Genomic DNA, 17,557 nt, shown 5'->3' with positions numbered 1-17,557 from the left:
CCTCATTGCTGATTTCTTTTAATCTCTTGCCAATACTCCTCAAGCTTTTCTAAAGACAAGTCCGTTAACGCTTGATTACTCTCTTTCACACGTTTTTCAACGCTTTGAAATCTTTGAATAAATTTATAACACGTTCTATTAAGTGCTACTTCTGGGTCGATACGATAATAACGTGCTAAGTTCACAAGCGAAAATAAGACATCTCCTAACTCTAATTCCGCTTCATCACTTGTTTCATTCGCCACTGCCTGTTCAAATTCCTTTAATTCTTCATAAACTTTCGCTATAACTGGTTGAGCTTCTTTCCAATCAAATCCAACCTTAGAAACTTTCTTTTGAACTTCTTTTGCCAATAGTAAGCGAGGTAGTGACTCATTCACATCATCTAATATTGACTCTTGTTTCGGACGACCTTGCTGTTTAATTTCTTCCCAATTCCGTTTTACATCATCAGCAGAATCTACATCTTCATCGCCAAAGACATGAGGATGGCGTTCAACCATTTTGTCAGTCACATTCCGAATGACATCATCAACTGTGAAATAACCGTGATCTTCACCAATTTGACTATGGAGCATCACTTGAAGGAGAACATCCCCTAACTCCTCAGCTAGATGATCATCATCCTGCTGGTCAATCGCTTCAATCACTTCATACGCTTCTTCAATCAAATAAGGACGAAGTGATTCATGCGTTTGCTTCTGATCCCAAGGACATCCTCCTGGCCCTCGTAATCTTGCAATGACCTCACGCAAAGCTGTAAACGTGTGGTGTAACTGATCACGTGATTGAGGCGGTACATAAACCGTGATTAAATTACTCACCGGAAAATTCCGATCAAGTTCATATAATGGGACTGTTCGCTGCCAAGCTTGATCACTTCCAGCTGCATGAACAATGGTAACAGGATAATCATGTGGCAAATCCTCCATCAACGTCAACTTCACATCAGAGGCCGTGACGGTATCAAACACTTGGCTAATTAAAAGATGTTGCTCATATTGAATCACATGTCTATCGAGAGCTGTTCCGTCTAATAATTGAAACCCTTCGATTGGATCAACATTGACGGCTGTTAAGAGTGGATCGATAAAACTCTGCCCACCTTCAATTGAAACTGTCAGCTCGTCCTGCTCTGTTTCTAACAATAACTGCACCGTCTTTTCAGCGACCATTGGATGCCCTGGTACTGTATAAATGATATCTTTTTGTCCGGCTTGCTTGATTAAATCTTTAGCAATAGTTTCATAGACACTCGCAAATTGATTATTCGCCTCATAAACTTCATCGTAGCTAGAAAATGTGACACCTTCTGCTTGCAGATCATGAATAACTGGATGATCAAGCGTTCGAGTTAAAACGCTTTCATGTTTTATGAGTTGTCGGTAAATGCCTAATGGTAATTGATCAACCGTACCAGCACCAAGTCCAACAATATGTATATGTCCCATGCAACCCCTACTTTCTATTAGTCTTTAAACCATTTCCCTATCTGTGGTAATTGGGATAATGTTTGCCGTTCATAGGTATTAAATAACTTGCTCTTTGTCATAATGGATAAAATCACCACCGCTCCAAGTCCACACATCAACACGACAGCAATACTTAATAACCATCGCTGATCTTCCTGTAATACCCCAATCGCCTCTAAGCCAAACGAAAACAATGAAACGAGCGCCACCATTAATAAGACAAATCCAGTCGCTTTAATCATAAAAGGGAGTAAATTCGTTAATTGTGACTGTTTAATCCAAGCGATGTAACAAAGAATCAGAACCAATAAGCTCGCAATGACGGATGCAATCGCTCCACCCATGATGCCATATATAGGTATGAGCCATACGTTCAAACTGACTTTCAACACTAACAACAAGCCCACTCCGATCAGTTGTTGTAAACGGACCTGATAAGCCTGCAACATAACGGATAATGCCATTAAGAGTGATAAGATAAAGACAAGCATGACCAGCCATTGAATCGCACCTGTCCCATCTGAAGACTGATAAAACAATGGATTCAGCCATGGCATAATCACGACTAATCCGCCTGCAGCACTTAATGATAACAACCACGTCACTTTAAAGGCGAGGCGCTCATCTAATTTAGAGACCTGTCCACTCACTTGTTCGTAAGCAGGAACAATCGCAAACGCTAAAGCCGATCCGAACACTAAACCTAACTGAATCAACGGATTACCTCGGTCAAATACACCTTTAGCTACTTTCGCCTGTTCAAAGGTTAACCCAAATTGTTCTAATCCTCGCACCATTGTCATGATATCTACCAACTGAAGTAATAGATGCAAGATATGAGTCAAACTATAAATAATCATCCCTGTCATGAGCGATTGCACTAATTTTTTTGAAACCGTTAACGGCAACCCAAAAGACAACTGATGACGAAATCGCGATTGTTTAAATAAGATTAGTAATAATGCAAAAGCGACAATCGTCCCTACCATTGTCGCGAGACTCGCCACATAACCTAGTGTATACAACGAGGTGGAATTCTGAGCGATCAAAATGGTTGCAACAATGATGCCAATCACACGTATGAATTGCTCTGTTATTTGGGACCATGCCACAGCTGCTGGCTGACCCATCGCTTGAAACCACCCTCGAAAAAAGGCTGTAAAAGGAATTAGTAAAAACAATAAGCTACTCATTCGTACAGCTGATAATAAGGCGGGGTCACCCATTAATTCTATAATTTCAGGCGCTAGTAAAAATAAGCTCAGACCCATAACAAAGCCAGTGCCACATAATAAATAAAACACCGCAGACGCGTTACGTAAACGAGCCTGGGCGTTTTGATTGAGCTCATAGGATAAGGTATGAGAGATCGCACTCGGAAAACTATAAATTGATAACATTAATGCTAGCGAGATCAATGGATAAATTTGTTGATAAATATATAACCCTTCATCACCTGCTAAGTTTTGTAAAGGAATGCGATACACCATACCTAATATCTTACCAATAAAACCTGCAATTGTAAGAATAATTGTACCTTTTAACCATTGATCCGCCCGCGACATAATAAACCTCTTTCTGAATTTAATACATCACTATTATAGCATAAAACAGGTTCAAGAACGGACCATCACGAAACAATTACTCCATTTGTCGAGCCAAAAAGTTACTCGCCGTCTCACACACTTTAATTTCAACATCTGCGAGCGTTCCTTCCTCAGCAAACATCACAATACTCCCGACGGGATCACCATTAGATATAATCGGCTGGATGATAAACGACGCAAGTGATTCTTCCTGACCTTGAACTAAGTCAACGGAATAAGTCTGTCGCTCAACAACTGAATCCCGATTTTCCATCGCTTTTTCAATCGCTTCTCCAATGGGTTGCTTTAAGTACGATTTCTTCGATGCACCTGCGACTGCAATATACTCATCACGGTCAGATACCAACACCTTATAACCCGTCGCATCGAAAAGTGCATGAGCGTATTCTTGGGCAAATTCACTTAACTCGTTAATCGGTGAATATTTTTTCAAAATCACTTCTCCATCACGATCAACAAAGATTTCGAGTGGATCACCCTCACGAATACGTAACGTTCGCCTGATTTCTTTAGGGACGACAACTCTTCCTAGGTCATCAATTCGACGCACAATTCCTGTTGCTTTCATACTGTGTAATCCCCACTTTCCCTGATGTTACTCATCAGTTGATGAGTCTAGTGTTTAGTTCTTGATTGTAGTATGAAGCAGCAGAAGAAAACTATGCATGGTTTGGTTGTTTTTTCACTTGATGCAGTTTCGTTAACATATCTTCCAAGACATCGTAACGTTCTTGTTTTTGTTTGCGTCCATAATTAATCATAATCTTAAGCTTATTGCCTTCTGTTCCTAGTTGCACCATTCGTCCATATTCATTGGCCAATACGAACAATTCAGATCCGTCGACTGTTAAACTCGCTTCTTCATCCATCATCATTTCAATCGACTGATTCTTTTCATGAACTGTTTCAATACGTTCTTTCTGAGCCAATAAGCGAATGCGAGCCACTTGCAGAAGTTCTTCTACTTCTTGTGGGTATGGACCGAAACGATCAAGCAATTCATCTTTCATATCAAATATCTCCTGCACATCACTTGCTGCGTTAATTCGTTTATACATTTGGATTTTCTGTGTTTCATCATCGATATAATCACTTGGAATATAAGCATCGAGTGAAAGCGTCATTTCGACTTCGAATGGTTTCGTTTCTTCATATGGCTTACCTTCTTGTTTCGCCTGGATCGCTTCATTCAGCATTTGCGAATACAAATCGAAACCGACTGAGTCAATAAAGCCATGTTGTTCAGTTCCTAATAAATTTCCTGCTCCGCGAATGGATAAATCGCGCATCGCAATTTTGAAACCCGACCCTAATTCCGTGAACTCTTTGATCGCTTCCAACCGCTTTTCAGCCACTTCTGAAAGCACCTTATTCTGTTGATGGGTGAAATAAGCATACGCTAAACGATTCGAACGACCGACACGTCCACGTAATTGGTATAACTGACTAAGCCCCATACGATCAGCGTCGTTCACAATCAATGTATTCACATTTGGAATATCAACACCTGTTTCAATGATAGTTGTACTGACTAATACGTCATAATGGCCTTCCAAGAAATCGAAAATAATGTTTTCAAGCTGGCGTTCGTTCATTTGACCATGCGCAAAAGCAACACGTGCATCCTCTACTAGTTCATCAACTTCAGCTGCAACACGGTCAATCATATCAACGCGATTAAATAAAAAGAATACTTGGCCATCACGCGACATCTCCCGTTCAATCGCTTCTTTAATAAATGGCGGATTATATTCAACAACATATGTCTGAATTGGAAAACGGTTTTCAGGTGGTGTCTCAATGACTGATAAATCACGCACACCGACCATCGACATATGTAAGGTTCTCGGAATCGGTGTTGCAGTTAATGTGAGCACATCTAAATTAGCCTTAATCTGCTTAATCTTTTCTTTATGCTTAACACCAAAACGTTGCTCTTCATCAATGACAAGTAAACCTAAGTCTTTAAATTGAATATCCTTCGATAGCAAACGATGCGTCCCAATGACGACATCAACCAACCCTTTTTGTAGATCCGAAATGGTTTCCTTTTGTTGTTTAGTGGTTTGGAAACGGCTAAGCACCCGGACATTAATCCCGTACTCTTCAAACCGTTCTTTAAAGGTTTCATAATGTTGCTGTGCCAAAATGGTTGTCGGAACAAGCATCGCAACTTGCTTATTATCAACGATCGCTTTAAAGGCTGCACGAATCGCCACTTCTGTTTTACCATAGCCGACATCACCACATAATAAGCGGTCCATTGGGCGTTCTTTCTCCATATCAGCTTTTACTTCTTGAATACAACGCATCTGATCTTCTGTTTCTTCATATGGGAATGCCGCTTCAAATTCCCGTTGCATTTCATCATCTTCTGAGAAGGCAAACCCTTTCGATGATTCACGCTCGGCATATAACTTGATTAAATCATCAGCGATATCTTCTACAGACGATTTAACTCGTGATTTAACCTTCTTCCATTCTGATCCACCTAAGCGGTATAACTTTGGCTCTTTACCTTCTGATCCGACATATTTTTGAACTAAATCAATTTGTTCAACGGGTACAAACAACTTATCGTTTCCAGAGTAACGAATGACCATATAGTCTTTGTGAACATCACTGACTTGCATCGTTTCAATGCCTAAATACTTACCAATACCGTGATTCGTGTGAACAACATAATCACCAGTTTCTAATTCTTGATAGCTCTTAATCCGTTCGGCGTTAGATAAAGTCTGCTTCTTGCGTTTCTTCGGCATTTTCTTTTTAAACAGTTCTTCTTCCGTTAGTACAGCTAATCGGTAACTCGGCATTTCAAAACCTTCACTGATATAACCAGTAATAATAATGGGCTTTGAAACAGGTAAGGCCGTCGTATTAGGCGCACGACTTGCTGTCATCTCATAATCGTCTAAGACTCGTTCGACACGCTCAGCTCTTTCTTCATTTGCTGCGATAATGACGACAGAAAAGTCTGCCTCACGCCAACGCTCCATTTCATTTTGAAGCAAATTCATTTGCCCATGGAATTGCTGCATTTGCCGACTAGACATATTAATCACATTTTCCGGCTTTGTATTCGGAATGTGACGCAGAAATAATGATAAATAAACCTTCGAGAAGGTCATACCTTGCCACACCGTCAACCAATCAAATGAAAGGGTGAGCCCCTGAACGATCGCTTGACGCTCGAGCATATCCGTGTACCAATTCGCTTCTTCACGGTCGAGTTGTTCCGCTGTTTCTGAGATTCGGCTCATTTCATCCAGCATTAAAACCGTTTGCTCTGGGAAGTAATCTAGCAAACTATTTTTCTCACCATAAAGAAGTTGAACATATTGTGAGATTCCATCAAACATCTCACCCTGTTCTAAACGCTCTATATCATAATTAACATGTTCATGTAATTGTTCCCGCTCTTCATCAGTATTAAGTTGTCGAGACGTTTCCTGGCGTAACATCTTTAGCTCTGTCGCCGCGTGCTGCATCTGTTCAACTGTCGCAACAAACTCCTCAGCTGGACTAATTTGGATCGTCTGAATCTCTCCTTGTGAGCGTTGTGTTTCCGCATCGAAATAACGAATGGATTCGACTTCATCATCAAACCACTCCACACGAATCGGGTAAGCTTCAGTTAATGGATAGACATCCACGATGCCACCACGACGACTCATTTCTCCAGGAGCATCGACTAAATCAACCATTTTATAGCCTAAATGATGCATGTTTTCGATCATCTGCTCTGGGGGTGCCTCTTCACCCGTTGTTAGCGTCACTTCATATCGATCGAGCATAGATGCAGGTGGTAATAGTCGCTTGAACGCCGAGATTGGCACGACTAAAATCCCTCGCCCACGTTGACGCCACAATTTTAAAGCCTCTAACCGTTGCGCTTTTAATTCAGGGGAAGCAGACACAATCTCAGCGGCTAAAAGTTCATTAGCTGGATAAAGATGAACATCTTGCTCGTCTTCTGATACAGCTGATAGTTCTTCATAAACTTTTTGCGCTTGTTGTAACTGGTGCGTGACATAAACAATCGGACGTTCTAAAGATTCAGCTACAATCCCAGCCAATACCGCGCGTGATGGGTTGGTTAAGCCTGAGACTTGTTGTTCGTTCATTCCTTGTTCTAAGCCTTCGATAATCGTTGCGAAATCATCTTGTAATGATAAATATTCTTTAATGTTTTGCAAACTTTTCTCCCCCTTACCTCAACAGAAAAAGGCTTTGGTCCTTACCAAAGCGGCTAATGGATGAAATAATCTTGTTCGAATAGATTTGGATTTTGCGTTAGAATATCTTCACATTCCTCACAAACTAACCATAGATGCAAAGAACCATCTGGTGTTGTTTGTAAAAATTCATGGAAATTAGTTTCTTCTCCCGAGTGTTCTAACAACCAATTCTCAAGCATTGAATCACCATCAAACTCTTGCATCACCTTATGACAATGACGACATGATACATGTAACACATCAGAACCTCCCTCATTCAACAAGCTATACTATGTTATAGCTTAACCAACGTGAAGGTTCTATATTCGATTATATTATTGATTGAAGTCATTCATCACTTCTAAAAATGGTTTCTCACACCATGCTTCACATGCCCGTGCAGCCTCGTCAATGGATGGGTTGACTGATTTTTGCTCTTCTTTAGAGAATTTACCTAACACATAATCGACAACTGACTGCTCGCCTTCTGGTTTATCAATTCCAAAACGTAGGCGGTTAAACTCTTTTGTACCTAATTGATTAATAATGTCTTTTATCCCATTATGGCCCCCGTGGCCACCTTTTTGGCGCAGACGGATTTTGCCAGTCGGTAAATCAAGATCATCATAAATAACCAGTACGTCGGACGGTTCTAGATTAAAATAATCAACCGCTTCACGTACTGATTGTCCAGATAAATTCATATACGTTTGGGGTTTTAATAGTAAAACCTTTTCACCATACCAATTTTCTTGGACATAATGGCCTTTGAATTTATCTTTTTTATACTTCCAACCGTTTTGTTCAACGATGTGATCAATGATTTGGAAACCAATATTATGACGTGTTTTTTTATATTTCAAACCGGGATTACCCAGACCTACAATACACTTCATGTTCCGTAACTCCTTATTTCTTTCTATGTAAAAACCAATACATTAAACAAATGGAAAAAACAGATCGAAGCGCACAACATGAGCTGACTTCGATCTGTTCACTTCAAGTAAATATCAAATTATTTTTCTTCTTCTTCATCTTCGGATTTTTCGTTAATCACTTCAGGCTCAGCGTCTTCTTCAGATGTTCCTTCTTCGCCTACTTCAGGGACATCTTCTTGTTGTGGTGGTAATACAGTTACAATCGTTGTATCTTCATCATCTAGAAGTTCAAAGTTCTTACCAGATTTCAGATCGCCTACTGTGACACTGTCACCAATTTCTAATTCATTAGCATCGATTGTGATATCTTCAGGAATATTACGTGGGGTTGCACGTACGTTAAGCATGTGCATCGTTTGTTGCATCACGCCACCTTCTTTTTCACCTTTAGATTCACCTTCGATATTAACAGACACTTCTACGTCTACTTCAGTAGACATATCAACAAGATAGAAGTCTACGTGTGTTAAATCGTTTTTAATGACATCTGTTTGATAATCATAAAGCATCGCTTCTAACGATTTGCCACCTTCAACTTCTAAAGAGAACACCGCATTACGGCCTTCATCTCTAACTTTTTTAAGTAAATCCATACTATCTACTGAAACCGTGATTGGATCTTTATCCTTGCCGTAAACAACGGCTGGAACTCGACCCGCTGCACGAATCTGTTTTGTTTCAGAACGAGTTGTGTCTTGTCTTTCCTTCGCTTGAATTACTGCTGCCATGTGTATTCAACCTCCGTTTTGTAAGAAACTTTCTGATATTTACTCTTACCCTCTATTATACCTTTTTAAACGAAAATGTAAAATTTTAATCAAAAAGTGAACTAATCGAACGGTGTTCATGAACGCGTTTGATCGACTCGCCAATTAAATCACCAACAGATAAACGGACAACTTTATCTGTACCTAAGTCATCAGATAATTTAATCGTATTCGTCACAACACATTCTTTTATGGCTGAATTCTCAATTCGTTCAATTGCTGGGCCAGATAATACTGGGTGTGTACAGCACGCATAAACTTCCTTCGCGCCATTTTCAATCATCGCATTCGCAGCCAATGTAATCGTACCAGCTGTATCAATGATATCATCGACAAGAATAGCTGTTTTACCTTCAATATTACCGACAATATTCATAACCTCAGCTACATTTGGTTGTGGTCGACGCTTATCAATAATTGCGATTGGCGCACCTAAACGATCGGCCATTTGCCTGGCACGTGTTACACCACCGTGATCAGGTGAAACAATAACTACATCTTCTAATCCTTTTTCTAAGAAATAATCTGAAAGGGTTGGTCCAGCAATCAAATGATCAATTGGAATATTAAAGAACCCTTGAATTTGTGCGGCATGCAAGTCCACAGAAACGACGCGGTCTGCACCAGCTGTCTCTAATAAATCCGCAACTAATTTCGATGTAATCGGCTCACGCGAGCGTGCTTTGCGATCTTGACGTGCATATCCATAGTAAGGCATTACAATGTTAACCGTACGAGCTGAAGCGCGTTTTAGCGCATCAATCATAATCAGTAATTCCATGAGATGTTCGTTAACTGGATTGCTCGTTGATTGAACAACAAACACATCACAACCACGTACACTTTCCTCAATATTAATTTGAACCTCACCATCTTTAAACCGTTTGACCGAGGATTTGCCGAGTTCGACACCAACAGAATCAGCTATTTCTTGGGCTAACTCTGGATTTGAAGTAAGGGAAAATACTTTAAGACTAGAGTCTTGGTATTGATTAGTCATAAAAAAGGAACCTCCACCATCTCGATTGTTTTATATTTAAACTTGCTAAACCTTATGTTAAGACCGTTTCTTCAAACGATCGACATAACCTTCTTTATTCTCTTGTCTTGAACGAGCAATCGATAACGCTTTTTCTGGCACATCTTTCGTAATAGTAGAGCCTGCAGCGACGTAAGCACCCTTTTCAATCGAAACAGGGGCAACTAAGTTAGAATTGCAACCAATAAATGCATCGTCCCCTATAATTGTTTGATGCTTCGATTGTCCATCATAATTAACCGTAATACTGCCACAACCAACGTTCACATTATTACCAAGTTCGGCATCACCTAAATAAGATAAGTGCGATGCTTTACTATTTGATCCCATGGTTGTCTTCTTCACTTCAACAAAATTACCCACTTTTACATCATCACTCAATGTGCTTTCAGGGCGAATATGAGCGAAAGGACCAATTTGAACTCTCGAACCAATTTGACTATTGGTGACGACACTCTGCTTAATTAGAGTTTCTTCTCCAATTGTAGCATGATCAATGGTCGTATGGGCACCAATTACTGAATGGGAGCCAATCTGTGTATCACCATGAATATGGACACCTGGTTCAAGCGTAACATCTGTCCCGATGGATACGTCAGGCCCAATATATGTCTGATCTGGATCTACGATGGTGACACCTTGGCGCATATGGTACTCGTTAATCCGTTTTTTCATCAGTTTCTCTGCTTTAGATAACGCAACGCGGTCATTAACACCAACTGTTTCTTCAACATGTGATGTCTTGTGTGCTGCCACTGTTTCACCACGTTCGTTCGCAATTTCCAACACATCAGGTAAATAATACTCACCTTGCGCATTATCATTCGATACTTGAGATAAAGCCTCGAATAATAATTCATTATCGAAACAATATGTACCTGTGTTAATTTCAGTCACTGCTTTCTCTTCTTCAGATGCATCTTTTTCTTCTACGATTTTTTCAACCTGACCATTACTCTGACGAATGATTCGGCCGTAACCAGTAGCATCATCCACGTCAGTCGTTAAAACCGTAACTTTAGCTTGTTGTTGTTCATGCTGATCCATTAATTCACGTATCGTATCCGCTGTAAGTAATGGGGTATCTCCACAAACGACAACAGTTGTTCCTTTTTGACCTTCTAAAACTGAGCCCGCCATCTGTACTGCATGGCCTGTCCCTAGTTGTTCTTCTTGAACAGCATATTGTGTCTGATCACCTAACTGTTCTTGTACTGATTCAGCTCCATGGCCTACAATAGTCACGATTTGATTCAATCCTAATTGATTTAACTGATCCATGACATGTTGCACCATAGGCTTCCCGCAAACGGGGTGAAGTACTTTATATAATTCTGATTTCATTCTTGATCCTTTACCTGCAGCCAAAACGACAGCATTACGATTCGCCATTCTTTTCCCTCCAACAGTCGAACAAAACTTAAATATTAACAGTCTAAAATCATTATAATCATCCATTATGAATATATCTTAAAACAAGGCTACATGCAACTTAGAGCGCTAATTCTGTCGAGTGAATAAAACGCTTTATTATAGGCCGTTGTTGATATTGTGATCCGCTATCGGTGGACGCTTTCCGTGGGCACGGCTCGAGCCTCCTCGGAAGAAAAGCACTTCCTGCGGGGTCTCGAGACACGTGCTGTTCCCACAGGAGTCGCCACCTTCGCTTCTCACAATTCAACAACTCCGTGCTAAACTATTCTTAAATCAATACGTAACTTTGATAATGCCAAATAAAAACATAATAGTAAAAACAAGTTTAAGTTCAGTCCTTTTGGGTTAAAGATAAAAAAAGAGATTCAATCGCTACTGACGATTGAACCTCTGGTCATTACTTTTTTAAGAAGCGCCTGCTTCTTCATATTCCACTTCTTCACCTGCACGACGATATTCTTCCAAGACAGCATCTTGGATTTTACCACGTGTACCAGAATTAATTGGGTGGGCGATGTCTCTAAACTCTCCGTCTGGCGTACGTTTACTAGGCATCGCTACAAACAGCCCATTATTCCCATCAATTACACGAATATCGTGGACAACAAATTCATCGTCTAAAGTAATTGATGCAATAGCACGCATACGACCATCAGTGTTTACACGACGAAGCCTTACGTCTGTTACTTGCATTCTGTCTCACCACCTTTAGAAATTAAACTGAACCTTTTTCGCACAATGATATTGCACAAAATTTATAGGACTCTATTTTTACTTTTCAACAATGAGACTTAAATTCCTGCTAAAATTTTTATTTTTTTATAATTTTGTGACAAAGGTGAAAAAAAAGAAGGAGCTACTCTGCATAAGAACATGATTAGCTCCAAATTGAATCTTAGGAATCGAAATAGTTACCTCGCATCACTTTTACATCTTGTGTTTTTTCATTGACATCATGGATCTTTAGTAATGATGTATAATTCATCACACGCCGTTCTTCATCTTCATCCTCAGCTTCAGCTAGAACACCAATACCTTTGACATGAGCATCAAATTCAGCCATTAAGCTTTCCATCCCTTTAATCGTACCGCCTGCTTTCATAAAGTCATCCACTAAAATCACATTAGAACCAGGTGTAATATGGCGTTTAGCTAAAGCCATCGACTGGATCTTTCGGGAAGAGCCTGATACATAGTTGATACTAATGGTTGAACCTTCTGTCACGATTGGGTCACGCCTGATAATCACAACTGGTAAATTAAGCGCTTCTGCCACTGCGTAAGCGATTGGAATTCCTTTGGTTGCTACGGTTACGACGTAATCAGCTTCTATATGTTGAAAAGCAGAACCAAAAATCTTACCAATTCGACGTACATAATAATTATGACCTAATAAATCACTCATATATAAATACCCACCAGGCAAGATGCGAGTCGGATCTTTTAACAACTCAATCAACTCATCGATAAAATTCTGACTCGCTTCTAATGGATAGTCGGGAACGTATTTAACACCACCTGAATAGCCAGACACCGTTTCAATTCGTCCTATTCCTAACTGTCTGAACATATCATCAATAATATCAATATCTTCACTAATGGATGATTTTGCTGCTTCGTATGTTTTTACAAAGAACGGAAGTGAGACGAGTATTCTTGGGTTTTCCTTAAAATAATGCGTCATAGCTGCGATTCGTTGACTTCGTTTCATTTCATCCACCTCAAAAGCCGAATAATTAACCCTACTATATCACGAATTGTTTGGCATGACTATAATCAACGTAGTGCATGGACTGTGTAGACATCTTGGCAGAACCCTTTTAAGCTGTTATAAATTCGATCTGCTTTAGCTTCCTGCTGGACAAGCGCATAAACGGTTGGACCGCTTCCACTCATTAAAACACCAGGTGCGCCAGCTTTTTGCATCCTTTCTTTTATTTGTGCAATAGTTGAATGCATCTCAACTGTAATCGGCTCTAACACGTTATTCAACTCAGCACAAACCTTGCCAAAATCCTGGTCTTCAAGTGCATGAGTCATTGCTGAAGTATCAGGGTGCATCATTTTCTCCAAGTTGACTCGTTTGTATATTTCCTTGGTTGAAACACCGACAGTTGGCTTCGCAATGACCACGTAGCAGGGTGGTAGTGAAGCAACAGGTCGTAATATCTCGCCTCTACCACGGGCCAATTGTGTGCCACCTTGAATACAAAAGGGTACGTCTGAACCAATACGCTCAGCTAACTGTTCCATTTCTTGATTTGTTAAACCTGTATCGAATAGTCGATTCAAACCTCGGATCGTTGCAGCAGCATCACTACTACCACCTGCAAGACCTGCAGCAACAGGGATCTGCTTATCAATTTCAATCCTTATACCTTGTTTAATTGAGAACTGTTGTTTGAATATATTGGCTGCTTGATACGCTAAGTTTTGTTCATTATCTGGCACGAATCGGTTTTCCGATTCAATTTGGATTTGGTCGTTCTCTAACTTTTCAAAACTTAAACGGTCAAATAAATCAATGGTTGTCATAACCATTTCGACTTCATGATAACCGTCATCTCGTTTATGTAAAACATCGAGTGTTAAATTTATTTTGGCTGGTGCTTTTTCAAATAACATGATCATCACCTACTGTTTTCATCATCTCTGTGATTGTATCATATACGAACGATTATCTGTTATCAATGCAAATGAAACAAGTTTATTTATGTCCGTTATTGATATTAAGATCCGCTGCCGGTGGACGCTTAAAAAATGTTATATAAACCAGTACTAAATTTTACAATCTAAAAAAAGCAGACCTGAAAATCAGGTCTGCTTTCCCCAACGATTTAACGTTGTTCCTTATCCATCTGTTCTTGTGCCATCTCAACAGCCCGCTTCACCATGTTACCGGCATCTCTTGACTTGATACCGCCCCAACCTTCTTTTTGTACCGTGTCGTAGAACCCCAGCTCTTTTGCGATCTCTTCCTTGAAACGACTAGACATTACGCCTTTTCGACCCAACGACCACAACTCCTTCTGTCGTTTAATACGACACGCTTAGGTTATGTACGATTAAGAATTCGAAACATGGTAAGTGTTGAGGGCATTAACAAAAAGAAGAAAAATAAATGATTAGCTTAAATTAAGCTAACTTAGTCATCTCATCTGTAAATGTAATTTTAACTGTTTCAGTTAAAACGTCCGCATAGCTGTAAGAAACACGTTCGAAAGCGTGCTCATCTTGATCAAGTTCAACAATAAAAACGGAGGGATATGTTTCCGCCAGAACGCCACAACGTTCAATTGTTTTACGACGACCACCGTTTGCTTCTAGCGTTAAACGTTGACCAATTTTAACGTCTAGTGCTTGTTTAATTTCACCCAATGTTTTTCCCATTAAACTCCACCTCACTAAATTAACTGTAACACATTTCCTATTGTTAGTCAAAAGTTTTTAATTATACCAATATAAGCGATCATATGTCAATAAAAAGTCTCATCTTCTTCTTAATATGACCGAATTCAGCAAATTCATACATTAAAAACTCGTTAAAAAAATTAAACACCGCTATGGGCGGTGTTCTTGTGGGTGCTCATTTGTTTGGGGTAATCCTTGCATATAGGGCAAACCAATTCGAAACAAGCCTCTTGTTTCAACGCCTCCAATCCCTTTTTCCCGCGTTATGGTTTTGTGAAGCACATCATGTAAATCCACCTTATCCATGAATGAGGTGAATCCTACTTTCGCAGTAACATATACAGGGTCAAGTGCATGAATATTAATTCGTGTAGGCGAACTCGCAAAATTCGCCCCCGCTTTTATTAACGACTCAAAATGAGATTGACATGCCCCTGCAAAAATAACCATCTGATCCAAACTCGGTTGAATACGTCTAGCTTCACGTACAGATTCTACGAAATATTTACTATTACGATAAGCACGAATATCCTGTTCTTCACCTTTATCTTTAGAATACGCATCATGGCCAGTAATCACGAGAATGTCAGGTTGAATTTTTTGAACAAGTTCTTTCGTTTTCTCTGGCATCTCTGACTCATTCACGTGAATGCCATGAACTTGTAATCCCAACCGTTTATACAACATGATACATTTTTTAAGGAATAAATGATCCCCATCAATGTGTAGGACTTTCGGACATAATTGAAATTGAATAATAGGGTCTTCAGCGACCATAGAAGATGTATAATGACGAAATGACTGTAAATAATAATCTTGACGAAACATACGATAAGACGTTGCTTCACTTTCACGAATCGATCGCTCTAACTGATTACGTTCATTATCTTCCACTCGTCTTAAATCGGAGGAAGGTGCATCAACCTCTAGTCGGAAGTTTTCCCCGAATAGCACAATTTCATCCTTATGAGAGTGTTGCACACGAAATAAAAGGTCATGATTATAGGAATAACGTGTCACAATATCTCCTTTTTGCCAAGTCATATCGCTCGCCCTTTCCGCAGATGCCCTTCTCATTACACACTATTACATAGGATGAATAATTGTGCTTGATGATTCCATAAAAAAACACCTAACACCTTTTATTTTTACCAAACAAAAGATGTTAGATGCTTTATATAAGATCAATTATTTTTTACATAAAGGCTCATCACATCGCTTAAATAGCCGAACTCTTCAAGCGTTAATGATTCTCCTCTTCTTGTCCCATCAATATTAGATTCTGCAAACACCTGATCAAGTTCCGCTGCATCTAAGTCTTTAAAAGCACGTTTTAAATTATTACGTAATGTTTTCCTGCGTTGTCCAAAGCTTGCTTGTACAAGCTCAAAGTATAGTGCTTCATCTTTAACAGACACATATGGCTGACTTCGAACATATAATTGCAAAATCGCTGAATCAACATTGGGTTGTGGCACAAAACAGGTTTTCGGAACGGTCATAATGACATCAGATTCGGTATAATACTGAACAGCAATTGATAACGACCCATAATCTTTCGAATTAGGTGCAGCAGCCATTCGAGCAGCCACTTCCTTTTGCATCATAACTGTAATCGATTCAATCGGAAGCTGACTTGATAACAACTTCATTAAAATTGGCGTTGTAATATAATACGGCAAATTCGCCACGACTTTGACCTTCTTACCTTCTGGAACATGTTCAGCAATAAATGTATTTAAATCGACTTCTAAAATGTCCTGATGGATCACTGTTACCTGCGGATAAGGCGACATCGTATCCTCTAAGACATCGATCAGACGTCCGTCAATTTCAAACGCATAAACATGTTCAGCTTTTTTTGCTAATTGTTCGGTTAATGCGCCAATTCCTGGACCAACTTCAATCACAACTGTTTCATCATCAATACCTGCTTTAGACACAATCTTTTCTAGAATATTAACGTCAATTAGAAAGTTTTGTCCTAAACTTTTCTTAAAAGATAATTGATGACGCTCCATAATTTCTTTCGTCCGTGTTATCGTCGCTATCGATTTCATGATTGCTGTCGCTCCTCTTTCAATATCTCATCCATAACGGATTCGAATTCATCTACCGTGATCTGAAACATGTTTAATCGTTTTTCTAATTGTTTGGCATTAGCATAGCCAATTTTTAACCGCTCACCTAAATGCTCACGTCGCGGTTTGGCATGTGCACCACCTACTAACCCATATTCCAATAAATAAGGCCGCCATTCAATAGGCTGAAAAGATGTTTGACGCAGTTCATAAACAGATTCAAGCGCTTCACGGATCGCCTGTTTTGTAGCGTGCTCTACACCTAGCCCATTCGAGCCTTTTGCTTCATCTTTTGGCATGAAAGCATGCTTACACCCCGGAATCTGCTGTTGTACAATCCGCCTAATCCGTTCACCTGGGAAATCAGGATCAGTAAAGATAATCACACCACGTTTAGCCTGGGCATGTTTAATTCGTTCTAAAGTTGGCTCGTCAATGGCTGAACCATTTGTTTCAATCGTATCAGCATCTACCGCTTGTTTTATTTTAGCTGTGTCGTCACGACCTTCTACGACGATGACTTCTTGTATTTTCAAATCAATGCCTCACTTTTATTCATATCAACTTCATCATAAAAAATCCTGCTAT

Annotated in this window: 17 protein-coding genes; all 17 read right to left on the bottom strand. The window is 39.7% G+C overall.

What is annotated here, in order from left to right; genetic code table 11:
* Window positions 1-2 precede the first annotated feature (2 nt).
* Window positions 3-1,451: a bifunctional methyltransferase/pyrophosphohydrolase YabN gene (yabN, locus tag J2S77_RS02020; RefSeq protein WP_306974154.1), complete on the bottom strand. Its 1,449-nt coding sequence runs from the start codon at window positions 1,449-1,451 to the stop codon at window positions 3-5.
* Window positions 1,452-1,468: 17 nt separating this feature from the next.
* Window positions 1,469-3,037 (bottom strand): polysaccharide biosynthesis protein, encoded by a 1,569-nt coding sequence (locus J2S77_RS02015; RefSeq protein WP_306974152.1) that lies wholly within the window; start codon window positions 3,035-3,037, stop codon window positions 1,469-1,471.
* A gap of 76 nt (window positions 3,038-3,113) precedes the next feature.
* The gene (gene spoVT, locus J2S77_RS02010; RefSeq protein WP_306974150.1) at window positions 3,114-3,647 is read right to left on the bottom strand and encodes a stage V sporulation protein T; all 534 of its coding nucleotides are present in this window, start codon (window positions 3,645-3,647) and stop codon (window positions 3,114-3,116) included.
* Window positions 3,648-3,738: 91 nt separating this feature from the next.
* Window positions 3,739-7,278, bottom strand: a complete 3,540-nt coding sequence (mfd, locus tag J2S77_RS02005) for a transcription-repair coupling factor (protein ID WP_306974148.1) — start codon at window positions 7,276-7,278, stop codon at window positions 3,739-3,741.
* A 53-nt stretch (window positions 7,279-7,331) separates the two neighbouring features.
* On the bottom strand, window positions 7,332-7,559 hold the full coding sequence (locus tag J2S77_RS02000) for an anti-sigma-F factor Fin (RefSeq protein ID WP_306974146.1): 228 nt from the start codon (window positions 7,557-7,559) through the stop codon (window positions 7,332-7,334).
* A gap of 75 nt (window positions 7,560-7,634) precedes the next feature.
* The gene (gene pth, locus J2S77_RS01995; protein WP_306974145.1) at window positions 7,635-8,195 is read right to left on the bottom strand and encodes an aminoacyl-tRNA hydrolase; all 561 of its coding nucleotides are present in this window, start codon (window positions 8,193-8,195) and stop codon (window positions 7,635-7,637) included.
* Between the two features lie 119 nt (window positions 8,196-8,314).
* Window positions 8,315-8,965 (bottom strand): 50S ribosomal protein L25/general stress protein Ctc, encoded by a 651-nt coding sequence (locus J2S77_RS01990; protein ID WP_306974144.1) that lies wholly within the window; start codon window positions 8,963-8,965, stop codon window positions 8,315-8,317.
* An 85-nt stretch (window positions 8,966-9,050) separates the two neighbouring features.
* A complete protein-coding gene (locus J2S77_RS01985; protein WP_306974143.1) occupies window positions 9,051-10,004 on the bottom strand; it encodes a ribose-phosphate diphosphokinase in 954 nt (317 codons plus the stop codon).
* A 57-nt stretch (window positions 10,005-10,061) separates the two neighbouring features.
* Complete coding sequence (gene glmU, locus J2S77_RS01980) at window positions 10,062-11,435, bottom strand: bifunctional UDP-N-acetylglucosamine diphosphorylase/glucosamine-1-phosphate N-acetyltransferase GlmU (protein ID WP_306974142.1); 1,374 nt, start codon at window positions 11,433-11,435, stop codon at window positions 10,062-10,064.
* A 447-nt stretch (window positions 11,436-11,882) separates the two neighbouring features.
* The gene (gene spoVG / locus J2S77_RS01975) at window positions 11,883-12,170 is read right to left on the bottom strand and encodes a septation regulator SpoVG (RefSeq protein WP_167262890.1); all 288 of its coding nucleotides are present in this window, start codon (window positions 12,168-12,170) and stop codon (window positions 11,883-11,885) included.
* 202 nt (window positions 12,171-12,372) lie between these two features.
* The gene (purR, locus tag J2S77_RS01970) at window positions 12,373-13,188 is read right to left on the bottom strand and encodes a pur operon repressor (RefSeq protein ID WP_306974141.1); all 816 of its coding nucleotides are present in this window, start codon (window positions 13,186-13,188) and stop codon (window positions 12,373-12,375) included.
* 65 nt (window positions 13,189-13,253) lie between these two features.
* Entirely contained in the window at window positions 13,254-14,105 is an 852-nt protein-coding gene (gene ispE, locus J2S77_RS01965) for a 4-(cytidine 5'-diphospho)-2-C-methyl-D-erythritol kinase (protein WP_306974217.1), read from the bottom strand.
* A gap of 209 nt (window positions 14,106-14,314) precedes the next feature.
* Window positions 14,315-14,473, bottom strand: coding sequence for a small, acid-soluble spore protein, alpha/beta type (locus J2S77_RS01960; protein WP_306974216.1), 159 nt, complete (start codon window positions 14,471-14,473; stop codon window positions 14,315-14,317).
* A 139-nt stretch (window positions 14,474-14,612) separates the two neighbouring features.
* The gene (gene veg / locus J2S77_RS01955) at window positions 14,613-14,867 is read right to left on the bottom strand and encodes a biofilm formation stimulator Veg (protein ID WP_306974140.1); all 255 of its coding nucleotides are present in this window, start codon (window positions 14,865-14,867) and stop codon (window positions 14,613-14,615) included.
* Between the two features lie 171 nt (window positions 14,868-15,038).
* Window positions 15,039-15,932, bottom strand: a complete 894-nt coding sequence (gene yabG, locus J2S77_RS01950; protein ID WP_306974139.1) for a sporulation peptidase YabG — start codon at window positions 15,930-15,932, stop codon at window positions 15,039-15,041.
* Between the two features lie 140 nt (window positions 15,933-16,072).
* On the bottom strand, window positions 16,073-16,951 hold the full coding sequence (gene rsmA, locus J2S77_RS01945) for a 16S rRNA (adenine(1518)-N(6)/adenine(1519)-N(6))-dimethyltransferase RsmA (RefSeq protein ID WP_306974215.1): 879 nt from the start codon (window positions 16,949-16,951) through the stop codon (window positions 16,073-16,075).
* Entirely contained in the window at window positions 16,945-17,505 is a 561-nt protein-coding gene (gene rnmV, locus J2S77_RS01940; protein WP_370871763.1) for a ribonuclease M5, read from the bottom strand. The genes rsmA and rnmV overlap by 7 nt, the downstream gene beginning before the upstream one ends.
* Window positions 17,506-17,557: the final 52 nt, after the last annotated feature.

It is taken from the genome of Alkalibacillus salilacus (assembly GCF_030812915.1).
GTDB classification, from domain to species: Bacteria; Bacillota; Bacilli; order Bacillales; family Alkalibacillaceae; genus Alkalibacillus; species Alkalibacillus salilacus.
This window is presented reverse-complemented; position numbering and strand designations above follow the sequence as displayed.